This is a genomic window from Gordonia bronchialis DSM 43247, from assembly GCF_000024785.1.
GTDB classification, from domain to species: domain Bacteria; phylum Actinomycetota; class Actinomycetes; order Mycobacteriales; family Mycobacteriaceae; genus Gordonia; species Gordonia bronchialis.
Genome location: NC_013441.1, coordinates 208,306 through 225,041 on the forward strand (window position 1 = coordinate 208,306; position 16,736 = coordinate 225,041).

A 16,736-nucleotide genomic window follows, 5' to 3' on the forward strand; every position below is an offset into this window, starting at 1 on the left:
TGCAATTTCGCCGGGTGCGGCACCCGCCTACTGGGGCGCGTTCGGGGTCGGGGTGGGAGAGGGCGTCGGTGCGGGGGCTCCGCCCGCCAGCGCCCGGATCTGTGCCAACGCCGGATAGCCTTGAACTCCCGGACAACTGGTGTTGTTGTAATCCCGATGCCCGGCGATCATCGGCAGGGTGGTCTGAGCGCCGGCGGGGAACTTGCTGTCGGAGAACGCTTCCGCGGTGAGGGTGGCCGTGCCGCCCGGGTTGAGCCCGGCCTTGCCGAGGCGCCACCGCAGGAACCGGGCGACCGAGGCGACCATCGCACCGGTGGGCGCCGCGACGTCGAGGTTGCCGATCATCGACACCCCCACCGTCGACCGGTTGAAACCTCCGGTGTGGGTGCCCTCCACGTTGCGGTCCAGTCCGCCGAAGGCACCCTCGAAGATCTGTCCGTACTTGTCGACGAGGACGTTGTAGCCGATGTCGCACCAGTTCAGTGTCCGTGCGTGGTACGCGTAGATCCCGCGCACGATCTCCACCGACTGGGCCGCGGTGTACTCGTTGCTGCCCGCGGTGTGATGAATGATGGCGCCGCGCAGCGCCGGTGAGTAGGCGGGTTGTGAACAGCGGATCGCCTCGTCGGCGCCCCACTGGGCCCGGGCCACCACCTGTGGGCCGCCGAGCAACGGGGTCAGCAGCGACGAGCCAAGCGACAGAATCGATTCCGGGCTGATCAGGGTTGCCTTGACGGCCGAGAGCGCGGTGGTCACCAGTGTGCCGATGATCTCGCTGGCAGTACCGACCGCGAGCTGCGGAAGCCCGCTGTCCTGGGCTTCGGCCGCCGGGATGGCCAGACCGTCGTCGGTGGCGGCGATCTGCACCTCCCGGGCATCGCCGACCCAGATGGGTTCGGTGCCGGCAGGCCGCCCGGGGGTGGCCGCGGCGGAATCGGTCGCCGGCTCGAGGGCCGTCCACGGTGCCCATCGGCCGTCGGATCGCTTGGCGCGCACCATCATGTCCACGTCGACCGGGCGGTCCCAGGTGAAGGCGAGCATCTTGATCGGGGCGTCGCGCACGAGGGTCGTGACGGCGGCACCCACCGGCCGGCCGTCGGCCATGCGTGGCGTGGGAGGTGTCGTCGGCGCTGTGCGTCTGGTGGTCGACCGTGGTGTTCGCGGCGTGGATCGCGTCGTCGATGGCGAGGTCGCTGATGCGCTCGGCGTCGAACGTGGGGTTGTGGGCGCGGATCGCGTCGGTGACGGCAACACGCCCGACGGCACCGGCACGGTGATATCGGGAAGCGGGAAATGGGTGGGATCGATCGCCGGGAGCTTGATCCCGACCGCATCGAGGCCGGAGGTGGCGACGTCGAGCACCGCGGTGGGCAACTCGCGCAGCGACACCTGTTCGATCCCCGTGGCGCCGATCTCCTTGCTCCGGTCCACGAGCCTCGGGTCGCGATCGGTCACGCTCACCGCAACGGCGCCTGCCAGCGCGGCGATCGCGATGATCGCCGGTGCGATCGAGAGTCTGGGCCGGGAATAGCGCACGCGGTCTCCTGAACTGAGTGGTCGGGTCGAAAGCCGGTCGCCATCGTGTCGTCGGCGTCGCCGTGGCACGACAGCCCCACGCCGCGTCGTGCCAACTTGTGATGCTGTTGTTATCTCCTGGGGTTGGTGTTAACCAAGATGCTTCACTAGGGTCACTTAAGTCTCAATCGTCACACCAGTCACAGGAGTTACATCCTGTGGACCCAACGACCCAGGGATGTGTTCCGCCAGTGCAGAAACTCCGCCCGACAACGTGGCTGTCGGGGATGGCGCCCGGTGTCCGGCCCCGCCATGCCCGCCGACGCACGCTGTCCTGGACGGCCTTCGGGCTGGCACCCGCACTCCTTGCCGGTGGTCTCGCAGTCGGCGGCTTCGCGGTCGTGGGATCGACCCGATCCGAGAACGTCGAGTTGTCGGTGGGGTCGACGGTGACGCTGATTGGACACGGGCACGGTCACGGCCGCGGTTTGGGTCAGTGGGGTGCCTACGGTTATGCACGAAAGGGCTGGTCGGCCGGCCAGATACTGCGTCACTATTACGGCGGCACCACCGCGGGGAAGGCGGACAGGCCCGAGATCACGGTGGCTCTCACCGGTCAGAGCTCGGTGAATGTGCGCGCGGACGCCGGGATGCGAGTCGGTGATGCGACGGTGGGACCCGGGCAGGCGGTCAGTCTGTCCGGGACCACGGCCACCATCATGAACGGCTGTGGTGGCGGTGGCGTGCGCACCGTGACACTCCGCACGCCGTTTGTCGAACCCCTCAACATGGGTCCCAACCGGCCCGCCGCCGAGTTCCTGAAGTTCTGCGGTTCCAACAAGGCCTACCGCGGCGCCCTCGGATTCGACGGTGGGCGCGTGGTCAACAAGCTTCACATCGACGACTACGTCAAAGGCGTGATCGCCAAGGAGAGCGTGCCCGCCTGGGCCGACTCCGGTGGTCTGGAGGCGCTCAAGGCCCAGGCCGTCGCGGCCCGCACCTACGCACTCGCCGCGATCGCCGGCGGCAAGAAGATCGACGACACCCAGAACTCCCAGGTGTACGGCGGCATCGCGGGTGAGGACCCGCGCACCAACCGGGCCGCTGACGCGACCGCCGGTCAGATCCTGCGCCAGAACGGCCAGTACGCCTTCACCGAGTTCTCCGCGTCGACAGGCGGATTCACCGCCGGTGGCCGGTTCCCGGCCGTTCCCGACGAGGGTGACACCGCATCGCCCGACCACAACTGGACGGCCACCGTCAGCACCGGCAGCGTTGCGTCGGCCTTCGGTGTCGGCGCGCTGCGCAGCTTCGAGGTGATCGAGGCCAACGGCCTCGGCGCCGAGGACGGCCGGGCGCTCAAGGTGCGCGTCGTCGGATCGAGCCGGACGGTCGAGGCCACCGGCGAGGAAGCCCGCACCAAGCTGCAACTCAAGTCGTCGTTCTTCTCCATCAAGGGCCAGACCACCCGGCCCAAAATCGTCAAACCGCCGGTCGGGCCGGGCGGCGGGTCCGGCAGCCTCGACCTCGGTAGCCTTAACCAGCTCGCCGACGCGATCGTCCCCGGTGCCTCGCAGTTGCTGAGCACCGCGACGTCGTTGCTGTCGGGCAAGTTCGATCAGCTCGGCGGGATCACCGGACCGCTCGGGCGGGCCATCGGGGTACCGAACCTCACACCTGACGCCGCCGGCGTCACCCAGCTCTTCGAGCGCGGGATGATGTTCTTCAGCAACCAGACCGGGGCGCATGCCCTGGCGGGCAACGGGCTCAAGCGCTTTCAGGCGCGCGGCGGCATCGCGACGCAGGGATTCCCCAAGCGCGACGTGTTGCGGTAGCGCGCCAGTCGATCGCCACTAGGTGAGGATCGGCACTCCTGCCCTGATTCCGTAGGCTTCTCGGCCGGCGACGTGGGGGATCGTGTCGATCAGCGTGTTGTTGCGGAGAACCTCGTAGGTCGGGCCGTCGGGAACATTCACGAATTCGAAGAGGCTGCCCCAGCACTCCCAGTGTCCTGGCAGACCGCAGGCGGGATCGAGGTTGTGCTCGGGCTTCTCGCCGAAGTTGAGAGCCGCGATCGGAACCGGCGAGGTGTGCGCGCAGGGCATCGACGGGGACCCGGAATCGCACCGTCGCAGGGTGAACTCGGAGGCGATATGCGCTGACGTCCCAGCGGAAGACTCCGCAAAGTAGGTCACCGAGATGCTGATCGGCCGGGGCAATGGAATCGGCCGTTGTTTCAGACAAGCGTAGGGATGGCGGGCGCAGACGGGGTGGGGCATGGGTGACCGGGTGGGGGCAGCGCTGCTCGCCCCTACACCCAGGGCGAGCGTGGCTATGGCGACGAGCGTGCCGACGACCACGCCGAAGAGTTGACGGGACATGGTGATTCCTTGGTGTATAGGGGCTCACCAAGTGTGATCGCATGGCCGATGGAACGTCATCGTTCACATGGACGATGACCCCGCACCCACTCAGCTACCCGGGCCGGCCTCGATGATCCGCGCGGCGATCTCGACGAGCTTGGTGTTGGAGTCCTGGGAGAGCCGGGCCAGCAGTGAGAAGGCGGCGGTGGCGTCGATCTGGTAGCGCTCCATCAGCATGCCCTTGGCCTGACCGATGAGGTCGCGCGAGGTGAGCGCGGCGCGAAGCTGCTCCTTCTCGCGGACGGCGCCGAAGGCGGTCGCGGCATGGGCGGCGAACAACTCGCCGACGAGTCGGGCGTCGCGGTCGAAGGCACCGGGCGTGGTGCTGTGGACATTGAGTGCGCCGAAGTCGTTGCCGTCGATGTAGAGGCAGAAGCACGCCATCGATGCGATGCCGAGATCGGCTGCGGCGGGCGCGAACCGCGGCCAGCGGGTCTCGACGCGCATGTCGTCGATCCACACCGTCTCGGAGTCGACGGCGGCGCGCACACACGGGCCTTCCCCGAGGGTGCGTTGCAGCTCGTCGGCCTGCCCCCCGAGGTCGCCGACGATGACCGGCGACTCGATCTTCCCGCCCGTCACCAGGGTCACGGTCGCGTACTCGGCCCCGGGCAGGGTGTCGACCGCGTACTTCGACGTCTTGCGCAACACCGCCTCGGTGTCGTCGCTCTGCGCGCGAAGCTCATTGGCGATGCGCGCCATTTCCGAACCCGAATCCGTCAACACAGCCGCCTCCTGTCGCTCCATGGTCTGCCCTGCCCCGTGTGGCCGTTGATCGTGGCTCCTCGATTATTGCTCATGCCGTCCTCCGGTGGGCCGACGAGGCCACCACTCTCGGCGACCGAGGGCAGCGGGCGGGCGGTGAAGACGTCGGCGCGGAAGTCGCGGTCCGCGTAGCCGCCACGATGTACCAGGTCGGAGGCCATGAGGACCTCGTGGACGTCGTCGCCGGTGCGCGGGTACTCGCCGACGGGCCAGCGCCAGTGCACCGCGACCAGCTCGCCGTCGGCGGTGAGCGAATCGGGTAGACGATCGACGACGGTGGTCAGCGACGCGTCGTCGAGGTAGTAGAGCAGTTCGCTGAGCACGATCAGGTCGAAGCGCCCGGCCGGCCAGTCGTCGACGACGTCGGCCACGTAGGCCCGGACCCGCTCGCCGTAGGGCGCGAGGTTCTCGCTCGCGAGCTCGATGGCCCGCGAACTGAGATCGGTACAGATCAGTTCATCACAGCGTTCCGCCAGTGCCGCACTGAGGATTCCGATGGAACACCCCGGCTCGAAGGCCGACTCATACCGTGGTGAGGACAGCAAAGCCATGGTCAGCGCGTACTTGCGGTACTCGTACCAGCGGGACGAAAACCCCCAGGGATCATCGTCTTTCGCGTACATGGCGCCGAAGTAGCCGGTTGGCATACCGGTGTTGGACGTTGCGCGAGCGCTCATACGAAGACGAACTCCTGCTCACGCAACAGATGCGACAGGATGTGGGGTCCGAGCACCGGCTGATCTTCGGGGGCGGGTGAGAGGGGACCGATCTGGGACTCGAAGGAGCGGACGGCGGCGTGTTTGACGGCCAGCACGTCGTCATCGAGCCGATGGGTGCGCATCTGCTGCCACGGGATACCCGGGTCGCCCGGATATGCCCAGTGCCACATCCAGATCGGATACATCCACAGCGGGATGCCGCGCCGGGCGGCCAGGGCCTGCGCGCAGTGCCCGACCGCCTCGTGATCGGGATGACCGTCGTGGCACCACACCGACAGCAGGCCGGTGACCGCGTCGGGCTGCTCGTCGAGCACGGATTTCACGATCCCTGTCATCTGCTGCTGGTGGGCGGCGAGCTCGCCGTCGGGCAGCCCCTGCCACCGCGGGGTGTCGAGCCCGAGAATGGTTGTGGCGGCGTCGAGTTCGGCGTGGCGTCGGACCGCTAGCTGTTCGGGGGTCAGCGTCGGCGAGCCGGGATGGGAGCCGGAGCCGTCCGACAGGCAGACCGTCACCACCTCCACTCCCGCCCGGGCCGCGTCGGCCATCATGCCGCCGGCGCCGAGTACCTCGTCGTCGGGATGGGCGGCCAGCACCACCAGCCGGTCGACCTCGAATTCGACTGCGGTCCACGGTCCGTGGCTCGACAACCAGTTCAGCCAGGTGGGTTCCGGGGTGCCCGCGTCGGTGGGCGACATCGCGGCCATCCGCGTCATCGATACCGACCCGAAAGACCCCGTGCCCGTCGATCCCGACTGTTCTCCGACCGGTTGCAACGCGTCCGATGTCACCGACGTTCTCCTTTCGAGGGCGAGGTCTTCGAAGCCGTGGTCGTCGAGGCCGTCGGCCCGGGGATGGTGCCCGAGAGTGATCCCGCGACAACAGAACCGAGGGTCACCAGATCCCGGTCGGCGTGGGACTGGCGAATGTAGACCTGCAGATCGGCGACGGCCTGGGCGTGCTCGGCGTCGCCGGCCAACGGTCCGGGACCCAGAGCCCGTCCGACGCGGTCGATGACCGCGGTCGCGATCTGTTCGACGGACCATCGGACCTGATGCGCCAGCCGTGTGGCGGAGGCATCCGGGTCGGCGTCGATGGCGTCGGCCGCGGCCATCAGGTGGGCCCATCCGCCGGCCAGCAGTGCGTCGACGGCGCCGAGATGCATGCGCAGGATCTCGTCGTCGCGTCGTACGGCCGTCCGGTACAGCGGCCGTGCGACGCGTCGTGCCCCACCGAACCAGCAGGCGGCCACCCCGATCCCGCCGTGCCAGAAGCCGGGTCGTTCCAGGTAGCGGCCGGGCGCACCGACCGGCTCGGCCGACGCACCGTCGAGGAAGACGGTGGCGGTCTCCGAGTCGCGCATGCCCGCGGTGTGCCATCCCGATCCGTCGGCCTCGATACCGGGTTGATCGAGGTTCACCGCGAACAATCGGTCGCCGTCATCGGTATGTGCGGTGATGAGCGCATGCGTGCAGTGCCCGGCGCCCGAACACCACGGCTTGGTGCCGTTCAGCCGCCAGCCGCCCTGCTCCCGGATCGCATCGACACGGGTCTGGGGCGGATTGGACGCCCAGACCGCCCAGAATTCGCCGGGTCCGGTGCCGCCGCCGCAGATCTCGCCGAGGATGGCATCGGCGTCCGCGTGGGCCTCGACGAGACGTCCGGTGGAGATGTCCTCGGTAGTGAACCGGGTGAGTTCGGCGAAACGTTCACGGGTGCGTCCGGAACCGGGCCGCGGCAGGCCGAAGCCCTCGGCGGTGACGATCGAACGTGCCCGGGGTGCGGTCATCGACGGTTGCCCGACAGGTCACGCAGATGCGTCCAGAACCCCTCGGCGACCCGGCCGGTCCGGCGGGTGGAGGTACGGACCGGTGCGCCGGCATCCCAGCAGATCTCGACGGGTCCGTCGTAGCGCGACCGAGAACCATCGGTCAGCCGGGAGACCAGGTCGACGTCCTCATGGGCGGGTAACGGGGCGAACCCCCCGACGGCGGTGTAGACCGACGCGCGGATGCCGAGGTTGGCGCCGTGCACATGCCGGTGACCGGGGGTGTCGTCGTAGCCGGCGAAGTAGCGCTCGGCGGTCCCCGACGGCCACTCGTCGAAGTCGGTGGGCGTCACCGTTCCCACATAGGCGTCGGCACCGCCGTCCGCCGCGGCGAGGTGGGCGCGCAACCAGTGGGATGGGACGGCGGAGTCGGCGTCGGTGGTCGCGAACCAGGTGGCAGCCGGATCGGGCAGTTCCCGCAACGAGGCGAAGCCGGCCCGACGGGCCGCGCCGACGTTCTGGGCGTCGATGCGCACCCTCGACATGTGATCACCGACCAGCTCCGCCGAACCGTCGTCACAGGCGTCGAGCACGACCACCACCCGCACCCGCTGCGGTACCGCGGCCGCGGCAGCGTCGAGCGCGGTCAGGCAGGCAGGCAGCCGGCGACGCTCGTTGTGCACGGGCACCACCACGACGACGGAATCGATCGGCCGCCGGGCCGGTGCGGGCCGGGCGCGATCGTCGCACCAAGCAGAGTCGAGAATGGTCACAGAGGCCCCTGAACAGGTCGAAGGCGAGCGCGGGCCCGACTGCTCCAGACCGGTCTGGCAAACATTACCCCTCCGGCCGCGACAGCGGCCAGCGATCAGCGCGTTCCCGCTCGGACAATCCTCAGGTTGGGTCCGTTACCCTGAGGACCCGTGGCAACCAGTGGAAGTTTCGATCTGATCGTCGTCGGATCCGGGTTCTTCGGACTCACCGTCGCCGAGCGGACGGCGACACAGCTGGGCAAACGGGTCCTGGTACTCGACCGGCGCGACCACATCGGCGGCAACGCCTACTCCGAGCCCGAGCCCACCACGGGTATCGAGGTCCACCGCTACGGGGCGCATCTGTTCCACACCTCCAACCAGCGCGTGTGGGACTACGTCAACCAGTTCACCGACTTCACCAACTACCAGCACCGCGTTTTCGCCATGTACAAGGGGCAGTCCTACCAGTTCCCGATGGGACTCGGCCTCATCAGCCAGTTCTTCGGCCGGTATTACAGCCCCGACGAGGCGCGGGCGCTGATCGCCGAGCAGGCCGCCGAATTCGACACCAAGACCGCCGCGAACTTCGAGGAGAAGGCGATCAGCCTCATCGGGCGTCCGCTCTACGAGGCGTTCGTGAAGCACTACACCGCCAAGCAGTGGGAGACCGATCCCACCAACCTGCCGGCCGGCAACATCACCCGGCTACCGGTGCGCTACACCTTCGACAACCGCTACTTCAACGACACCTACGAGGGGCTGCCCGTCGACGGGTACACCGCGTGGCTGGAGAAGATGGCCGCCGACGAGCGCATCGAGGTGCGTCTGGGTGTCGACTGGTTCGACGTCCGCGACGAACTGCGTGCCGCCAATCCGGACGCACCGGTCGTCTACACCGGGCCGCTGGATCGTTACTTCGACTACTCGGCGGGTCGACTAGGCTGGCGCACACTGGATTTCGAGACCGAGGTCCTCGACACCGGCGACTTCCAGGGCACCCCGGTGATGAACTACAACGACGCCGACGTCCCCTACACCCGCATCCACGAGTTCCGGCACTTCCATCCCGAACGTGACACCTATCCCGACGACAAGACGGTGATCATGCGGGAATACGGAAGATTCGCCAAGGACGACGACGAACCGTACTACCCGATCAACACCCCCGAGGACCGAAAGATGGTGGCGGAGTACCGCGACCTGGCGCGGACCGAGACCGCGTCGTCGAAGGTGCTCTTCGGTGGCCGCCTGGGGACCTACCAGTATCTGGACATGCACATGGCAATCGCCAGCGCGCTCACCATGTTCGACAACACGCTGGCACCACACCTGCGTGATGGTGTCGCGCTCGATGGGGCGGAGTAGATGACAGTGACCGAAGTGAGCCAGTCCGACTCGCGGACCGACATACCGGCCGCCGGTGAGGGCCCGTCGAACGCGAAATCCCTTCTGCAGCGGGTGATCCTGCCGCGCCCGGGAGAGCCGCTGGACGTCCGGTCGCTCTACCTCGTCGAGGATGAACGCAACGCACGCCGGGCGCACGCACCCTCGCGCACCGCGGTGTCGCTCGGCGCCGAATCCCAGGTCAGCTTCGAGGCGTACTTCAATGCGTTCGCGGCGGCGTACTGGCGGCGCTGGAGCATCCTGGAGTCGGTGGTCCTGCGCGTCGAGGTCATCGGTTCCTGCCGGGTGGACCTCTACCGGTCCAAGATCGACGGCTCACGCATCGGGATCGGCGGCGATCTGATCACGACCGACGAGACCGGCCGCGGCGTAGCGGAATTCGAGCTCGACCTCGGACCGTTCGAGGACGGCGGCTGGATCTGGTTCGACGTCACCACCGACACCGACACCGAGATCCTATCGGCCGGTTGGTACGCGCCCATCGACCCGCCCGACGGTGCGGACCGGGTGGGCATCACGGTCGGCATCCCCACCTTCAACCGCCCCACCGATGCGGTGGCCGCGTTGAGCGCCCTGACCTCCGATCCCCTCGTCGACGAGGTTCTCGACGCCGTGCTGATGCCCGATCAGGGCACCAAGAAGGTCGTCGACGAACCGGGATACACCGAAGCCGCTGCGCGACTTGCCGATCGGCTGCGCGTCTTCGATCAGGGCAATCTCGGCGGGTCCGGCGGCTACGCCCGGATCATGTTCGAGGCACTTCGGCTCACCGACAGCCCGTACGTGCTGTACATGGACGACGACATCGCCATCGAGCCCGACTCGATCCTGCGCGCCCTGGCGATGTCGCGGTTCGCCAAGACCCCGATGCTGGTGGGCGGGCAGATGCTCAACCTGCAGGACCGCAGCCATCTGCACTGCATGGGCGAGGTCATCGACCGCAACAAGTTCATGTGGACCGCCGCGCCGTTTGTCGAATACGACCACAACTTCGCCAAATACCCACTGCGCGACCGGGATAACTCCAAGAACCTGCATCGTCGCATCGACGTGGAGGGCAACGGCTGGTGGATGTGCATGATCCCGCGGGAGTGCGCGGAGACCATCGGGTTGCCGATGCCGCTGTTCATCAAGTGGGACGACTGGGAATTCGCGTTACGCGCCGCCAAGGCCGGGTACCCCACGGCCACCATCCCGGGGATCGCGATCTGGCACATGGCGTGGAGCGACAAGGACGACGCCATCGACTGGCAGGCCTACTTCCATCTGCGTAACCGCCTGGTGGTGGCGTCGTTGCACCACGACGGACCGATCACCGGCATCCTACGGTCGATGACCAAGGCCACGGCCAAACACCTTCTGTGCCTGGAATACTCGACGGTCGCGATCCAGAACGAGGCGATCCGCGACTTCCTCGCCGGCCCACATCACATCCGCGAACTGCTGCCCACCGCGCTGCCGAAGGTCGCGCAGATGCGCAAGCAGTTCCCGGACGCCGTGGTACTCGATTCGGCCACCGAACTGCCGCGGACGTCGGGGGAGGCCACCGCATTGGGCACCAACCCGCCGGAAGGGAAGGTGGCCAAGGCCAAGGCCCTTGCTGCCTCCGTCCGCAACAACCTGCGTCCCGCCGACCCGCGGCATCACGAAGTGCCGCAAGCCAATTACCCGCCCATCGAGGCCCGTTGGTTCAGCCTCGGACGCGTCGACGGGGTCACCGTGACCACCGCCGACGGCCGGGGTGTGGTGTACCGGCAGCGTGACCGCGACAAGGCGATCGAACTGGCACGGGAGCACTTCGCCCTGGTGAAGGAACTCCGGGAGAGGTTCGGCGAGATGAAAGAGCAGTATCGGGCCGCGCACGCGGAACTGACTGGCAAGGAGAGTTGGGCGCGTGTCTTCGGAATCGACTGATCAGGTGGTCCCCGCCGACGCCGCTGCCACCGGCGAGGTCGCCGCTCTGATCGCCGTGCAGGGTGCGCTGGCGCAGCGGCCCGGGGTGCTGCCCGCCGCACGCGGACTGTCCCACTTCGGTGAGCACGCACTCGGCTGGATGGCCGTGAGCGCCCTCGGCTGGGTCCTGGCGGTCCGGCGCGGTGACCCGGTCGCCGAACGCCGCTGGGTCGAGGCCGGTGTCGGTGCCGTCGGCGCACACGCGGCCTCGATCGTCATCAAACGGATCGTCCGCCGCAAGCGGCCGCACGATCCGCGCATCGTCGTCGGGGTGTCGACGCCGAGCCGGCTCAGCTTCCCGTCGAGCCACGCGACCTCCACCACCGCCGCAGCCATCCTGATCGGTCGGGCAGCGGGACTACCGAGGTGGCTGCTACCCGCCGCACTGGTGCCGCCTATGCTCACCTCGCGGCTCGTACTCGGTGTGCACTATCCGAGTGACGTCGTCACCGGCGCGGCGATCGGCGCGCTGACCGCGGGTGCGATCACCGGGGTCGACGCCCTCGCCGAACGCGCCGCGACCACCGCCGGGGCGCATCCGCGTGCCGCGCGCGCCGCCGGTGCGGCCGCCCGGTTGTCGGCGCTCGCGCTGGTACCCGGCCGGACGGCACGGGTGGCCCTGCCCGCGCTGCGGGCGCTGAGGAAGCAGGAGAAGGCATGAGTGAGGAGCCGATCGAGCACGACAAGGTGCTCGGTCCGCCGAAGAATCTGGCGACCGGACTGATCAAGGCCGTCCGTCCTCGGCAGTGGGTGAAGAACGTCCTGGTCCTCGCCGCACCGCTCGCGGCCGGTACCGACTCGCTGACCAACGGCCATGCGATGGCTCACGTCGGCTTCGCCTTCGTCGCGTTCTGCCTGGTCGCGTCGTCGATCTACCTGATCAACGACGCGCTGGACGTGGAAGCCGACCGCGCCCACCCCACCAAACGCTTCCGGCCCATCGCGGCCGGCGTGGTGCCGCGGAACTTCGCCTTCGTGCTGGCCGTGGTGCTCGCGGCCGGCTCGATCGGCGTCGCCCTGCTCGCCAACTGGCAGACCGCGGTCGTCATCGCCGTCTACCTGGTCATTCAGCTCGGCTACTGCTTCGGACTCAAACACCAGGCCGTCATCGACATCTGCATCGTGTCGTCGGGGTTCCTGCTGCGTGCCATCGCCGGTGGTGTGGCCGCCGAGATCGCCCTGTCGCAGTGGTTCCTGCTGGTGATGGCCTTCGGTTCGCTGTTCATGGCAGCCGGTAAGCGCTACGCCGAGCTCCAGCTCGCCGAGCGGACCGGCGCCAAGATCCGCAAGTCGCTGCAGTACTACACGACGACCTACCTACGTTTCATCTGGACTCTGTCGGCCACCGCGGTGGTCATCTTCTACGGGCTCTGGGCCTTCGACAAGGGCTCCGACCACGACACCAACGTCGCGTATGCGGTGTCGATGGTGCCGTTCACCATCGCCATCCTCCGCTATGCCGTCGACATCGACGGCGGCGAGGCCGGTGAGCCCGAGGAGATCGCGCTCGGCGACCGGGTCCTGCAGCTGCTGGCGATCGCGTGGATAGTATGCGTGGGTGTCGCGGTCTATGCAGTCTCCTGAGCAGCCGTCGCAGCAGCAGGATTTCGACGAGAAGCCGGGTCGTCGTCGGCGCCCCGAGGTCGATGACGAGGCGGCAACCACCCGCCTCGACCGCATCACCGATCCCGCCGACAGCACCGCAGATTCCGCCGACAGCACCGACACGCCCCCTGCGGTGACAGCGAAGCGAGCCTCGACGGGCTTGCGTACCTGGGGAACGCGGCAGTGGGTACCGGCGGTCAGCTTCGTGGTCGGGGCCGTCACGGTCGCCACGTTCTTCGCGATCGGTGCCTGGCAGCGACGCTGGATCGCCGACGACGGTCTGATCGTCCTGCGCACCCTGCGCAACCTCTTCGCCGGCAACGGCCCGGTCTTCAACGCGGGTGAGCGGGTGGAGGCCAACACCTCGACCGCCTGGACCTACCTGCTGTGGTTCTGGGCGTGGGTGACCGACGGACAGCTCGAGTACGTCGCCCTGTGGGTGGCACTCGTGCTGTCGGTCGCCGCGATCCCGATCGCGATGTACGGGACCGCCCGCCTGCTGAGCAGCCGACTCGGCGGCCTCACCGGCGACGGCTGGACGCTGCTGTTGCCCCTCGGCTCGATCGTCTACATCGCACTGCCTCCCGCGCGGGACTTCGCGACCAGCGGCCTCGAGAACGGGCTGTGCATCTTCTGGGTGGCCGTCCTGTGGTGCCAGTTGGTGGCGTGGGCGCGCCGGGGGCCCACATCGACGCGTTCTGCCGCGGCCTGGACGCTGCTCTTGGCGTTCACGGCCGGCCTCGCCCCGTTGATCCGCCCGGAACTCACTGTCTTCGGCGGCGTCGCCCTGGCGCTCGTGTTCCTCGCGCCACTCGGCTGGAAGATGCGGGTCGGTGTGGTGGTCGTCGCGGCCGTGGTGCCGGTGAGCTATCAGATCTTCCGCATGGGGTATTACGCACTGCTGGTACCGAATCCGGCGGTGGCCAAGGACGCCAGCGGGTCCAAGTGGCATCAGGGCCTGGTGTATCTGGGCAATCTCTTCGGACCGTATGTGCTGGTCCTGCCGGTGATCCTCGCCGTCGTGGCAGGTGTCGCGATGGGTGTCTTCGCGCACTACCGTGTGCGCACCGAGACGCCCGACGCCGCCCCGGTCTCGGTGCGTGAGCGGGTGGCTCGGTCCTCGCGCGGTCTACAGACCCCCAAGGCGGTGGTCATCACCGTGGTGGTGGCCGGCCTGATCGGTGGGACCTACTGGATTCGTCAGGGCGGCGACTTCATGCACGGCCGCGTCCTGCTGGTACCGCTGTTCATCCTCCTGCTGCCGGTGATGGTGGTACCGGTGACCGTGCCCGCCCGGATCCGGGACGCCTTTGCCGGCCAGCGGGCAGACCGGTCGTCGTCGACGCCCGACGAGACCGACGACCTGGAGTCCTTCCTGCACGCCACGACCCCGGCGGCCCCCGCCGACCGTGCACCCGAGGACGTCGACCGTGCACCCGACGACGCCGACCCTGCACTCGACGACGTCGATCGTGCACCCGAGCCCGACCGCCGCCGAATCCGCGCGCAGCTGGCCGGTTCGGTACTGATGGCCGCGCTCTGGGTCACGACCCTCGTCTGGGCGATCGTCTGCCACGAGAACGTCCTGCCCAACGCCGGCATCGACATCGGCCGCAGCGGCATCGTCGACGAGCGACGCTTCTACGTGACCAACATGGGCAACGAGAACCCGGTCACCGCGCAGGATTATCTGGACTATCCGCGGATGCGCGCGATGGTCGAGATGATCGACAAGTATCACGCCGAAGGCGGGGTCATCCTTCCCTCGTCGAGCTACGACGAGTGGTACGTCGCGCGGATGCCGGGCGTCATGCCCAAGGGGCATCCCCGTCAGGTCACCGTCTACTTCCTCAACCTCGGTATGACAAGCATGAACGCGCCCCTCGACGTCCGCGTCATCGATCAGATGGGTCTGGCCTATCCGCTCGCGGCCCACACCGAACGTCTCGAGGACGGTCGCATCGGACATGACAAGATCCTGCCGAGCGAATGGGTGGTCGCGGAGTCCGGGGCCTATCCCCGGCGCCCGGTGCTACCCGGATACCTCGACGAGGACACCGTCCGGCAGGCGCAGGAGGCCCTGAAGTGCCCGGAGACCGAGGCGCGGTACGCCTCGTTCACGGACCCCTGGACCTTCGCACGGTTCAAGCACAACCTGCGCGAGTCATTCCGTTTCACCGACTACCGCATCGAACGCAACCCGGAGTACGAGCTGCAGCGATGCGGTCTGCCGATTCCACCGCCGCTGCCGCCGCAGTGACCGGACTCACCGTCCGAGTTTGCCCAGCAAGGTCTCGAATAGGTAACGTCCCAGCGGACTGAGACGATGCTAAGAAGGTCACCACGACACAGGGACAACCGTCCAAAACGTGTCGCTGACAGGAAGAGCAACCGTTGTGTGACTGCGATCACACGGTTTGTCTGTCCTCCGGGATTGCAATAGGCTGCCGAAACGGTGAGCGACGCCGAAGAATCGGCTGAGAATCGTCGTCTCGCTGCAGGCTTTCGGGGGATGGGCGACCACGGTCGCAAAACCGATCCGGTCGGTGAACTGGGAAGAAGGCCCAGACCGACCGGTTGACGAGGGAGATTTGAGTCCATGCACGAAGCTGCATCCGAGCCGCGCGCGACCAGACGGTCCAGTAGCCGGTTCGTCGCCGCCATCGTCGCCCTGATGACCGTGTTCGGGATGGCCTCGGTGGTCGTCGGAGCCGGCCAGGCCGACGCTCGTATCGGCGGTACCCAGTTCGGCAAGCAGGAGTTCTGGGTCAACGGCTGTGGCATGCCGAGTGTCAAGGTGCGTGCCTGGAAGCGTCCGGGCAACTACAAGACCGTCATTCTGCTCGACGGCATGCGCGCCCAGTACGACTACAGCGGCTGGGAGATCAACACCAACGTCCAGGAGATGGTGAAGTCCGGCGTCAACGTCGTCGAGCCCATCGGTGGACCGGCCAGCTTCTACACGGACTGGAACGCGCCCAGCAACTTCAACGGGCAGCGCTACCGCTACACCTGGAACTGCGTCATCACCAACACGCTGATCCGTGGACTGGATGCGCGCGGCTTCCGCGTCGGCGCGTCCAAGAAGTACGCGATCATGGGCGTGTCGATGGGCGGTAATGCCGCGCTGACGATCGCCGCGCAGAACCGCCGCAACTTCGACCGCGCGGGTTCGCTCTCCGGGTACAACTTCCTGAGCGCGCCCGGCATGCACACCATGATCCGGCTCGCGATGCTCGACGTCGATCCCAAGCCGTGGAACGTCGACTGCATGTGGGGACCGCCGTGGGACGCCCGCTGGTACCAGAACGATCCGTTCCTGAACATCAACCGCATGCACGGGATGAAGATCTTCACCGGCTCGGGCAACGGCCTGTTCGGCAAGTACAACGCCCTGCCGAACGTGTTCGACGACCTGTTCAAGGGCTCGACGCTGGAGTTCCTCGCACTGACCCAGCGCAAGGCGTTCGAGGCCGCGGCAACACTGCAGGGCGTGCCGGTGATGACCTATGACGCCGTCGGAACCCACGCGTGGGGTTACTGGCAGGACATGGTCTGGAACGCCAAGGCCCGCGGCTTCTTCCGCTGACCTGACGCGCTCGCTTCTCGAGACGCTCAGCGCCCCCGTCCGGTTGATCCGGGCGGGGGCGCTGTCGTGTGCGGATAGCACCGGATGAGTAACTCCAGCATCTCAATTCACACCAATCCCACGTGCCACAGCGTGGCGTCCCCACATCGAACGCCGACGACGTGTAAGAAACACCTGAGGCGTTTGTTGTGGATGATGCTCATGTGACTGGAGGGGAACCGGTCACCGGGCCTGGCGACGCCG

The 16,736-nt window shown here is 67.7% G+C and carries 14 protein-coding genes; 7 read left to right on the forward strand and 7 right to left on the reverse strand.

All coding sequences use genetic code 11. The features are described from left to right. Positions 1 to 27: 27 nt before the first annotated feature. A complete protein-coding gene (locus GBRO_RS00945) occupies positions 28 to 1,536 on the reverse strand; it encodes a peptidoglycan recognition protein family protein (protein WP_012832135.1) in 1,509 nt (502 codons plus the stop codon). 266 nt (positions 1,537 to 1,802) lie between these two features. Between GBRO_RS00945 and GBRO_RS00950 the strand changes: the two genes are divergently transcribed. Beyond that, positions 1,803 to 3,350 (forward strand): SpoIID/LytB domain-containing protein, encoded by a 1,548-nt coding sequence (locus GBRO_RS00950; RefSeq protein ID WP_172491670.1) that lies wholly within the window; start codon positions 1,803 to 1,805, stop codon positions 3,348 to 3,350. An 18-nt stretch (positions 3,351 to 3,368) separates the two neighbouring features. Here GBRO_RS00950 and GBRO_RS25855 read toward each other — a convergent pair whose 3' ends face one another. The 6 genes from GBRO_RS25855 to GBRO_RS00980 all read right to left on the reverse strand — a co-directional run bounded on the left by GBRO_RS25855 (position 3,369) and on the right by GBRO_RS00980 (position 7,882). After that, positions 3,369 to 3,896 (reverse strand): hypothetical protein, encoded by a 528-nt coding sequence (locus GBRO_RS25855; protein WP_012832137.1) that lies wholly within the window; start codon positions 3,894 to 3,896, stop codon positions 3,369 to 3,371. A 90-nt stretch (positions 3,897 to 3,986) separates the two neighbouring features. Continuing rightward, on the reverse strand, positions 3,987 to 4,640 hold the full coding sequence (locus GBRO_RS00960; RefSeq protein WP_041919656.1) for a GAF and ANTAR domain-containing protein: 654 nt from the start codon (positions 4,638 to 4,640) through the stop codon (positions 3,987 to 3,989). A 17-nt stretch (positions 4,641 to 4,657) separates the two neighbouring features. Next, positions 4,658 to 5,380: a class I SAM-dependent DNA methyltransferase gene (locus tag GBRO_RS00965; protein WP_012832139.1), complete on the reverse strand. Its 723-nt coding sequence runs from the start codon at positions 5,378 to 5,380 to the stop codon at positions 4,658 to 4,660. Next, positions 5,377 to 6,135: a PIG-L deacetylase family protein gene (locus GBRO_RS00970; RefSeq protein ID WP_041919657.1), complete on the reverse strand. Its 759-nt coding sequence runs from the start codon at positions 6,133 to 6,135 to the stop codon at positions 5,377 to 5,379. Before GBRO_RS00970 ends, GBRO_RS00965 begins: the two co-directional genes overlap by 4 nt. Before the next feature lie 71 nt (positions 6,136 to 6,206). Beyond that, the gene (locus GBRO_RS00975; protein ID WP_012832141.1) at positions 6,207 to 7,208 is read right to left on the reverse strand and encodes an acyl-CoA dehydrogenase family protein; all 1,002 of its coding nucleotides are present in this window, start codon (positions 7,206 to 7,208) and stop codon (positions 6,207 to 6,209) included. After that, on the reverse strand, positions 7,205 to 7,882 hold the full coding sequence (locus tag GBRO_RS00980; RefSeq protein ID WP_012832142.1) for a glycosyltransferase: 678 nt from the start codon (positions 7,880 to 7,882) through the stop codon (positions 7,205 to 7,207). The genes GBRO_RS00975 and GBRO_RS00980 overlap by 4 nt, the downstream gene beginning before the upstream one ends. 228 nt (positions 7,883 to 8,110) lie before the next feature. On the opposite strand from GBRO_RS00980, the gene glf reads away from it, so the two are divergent. From glf to GBRO_RS01010, 6 genes are all read left to right on the forward strand, one after another. Then, positions 8,111 to 9,307 (forward strand): UDP-galactopyranose mutase, encoded by a 1,197-nt coding sequence (glf, locus tag GBRO_RS00985; RefSeq protein WP_012832143.1) that lies wholly within the window; start codon positions 8,111 to 8,113, stop codon positions 9,305 to 9,307. Continuing rightward, positions 9,308 to 11,260, forward strand: coding sequence for a glycosyltransferase (locus tag GBRO_RS00990; RefSeq protein ID WP_012832144.1), 1,953 nt, complete (start codon positions 9,308 to 9,310; stop codon positions 11,258 to 11,260). It begins immediately after the preceding gene. Then, positions 11,241 to 11,960 carry a phosphatase PAP2 family protein gene (locus tag GBRO_RS00995; RefSeq protein ID WP_012832145.1) on the forward strand — a complete coding sequence of 240 codons (720 nt, stop codon included), beginning with the start codon at positions 11,241 to 11,243 and terminating at the stop codon, positions 11,958 to 11,960. Before GBRO_RS00990 ends, GBRO_RS00995 begins: the two co-directional genes overlap by 20 nt. Then, positions 11,957 to 12,883 carry a decaprenyl-phosphate phosphoribosyltransferase gene (locus tag GBRO_RS01000; protein ID WP_012832146.1) on the forward strand — a complete coding sequence of 309 codons (927 nt, stop codon included), beginning with the start codon at positions 11,957 to 11,959 and terminating at the stop codon, positions 12,881 to 12,883. Before GBRO_RS00995 ends, GBRO_RS01000 begins: the two co-directional genes overlap by 4 nt. Then, the gene (gene zomB / locus GBRO_RS01005) at positions 12,870 to 15,164 is read left to right on the forward strand and encodes a flagellar motor control protein ZomB (protein WP_012832147.1); all 2,295 of its coding nucleotides are present in this window, start codon (positions 12,870 to 12,872) and stop codon (positions 15,162 to 15,164) included. Before GBRO_RS01000 ends, zomB begins: the two co-directional genes overlap by 14 nt. 339 nt (positions 15,165 to 15,503) lie before the next feature. Beyond that, the gene (locus GBRO_RS01010; protein WP_012832148.1) at positions 15,504 to 16,493 is read left to right on the forward strand and encodes an alpha/beta hydrolase; all 990 of its coding nucleotides are present in this window, start codon (positions 15,504 to 15,506) and stop codon (positions 16,491 to 16,493) included. The last annotated feature ends 243 nt before the right edge of the window (positions 16,494 to 16,736 follow it).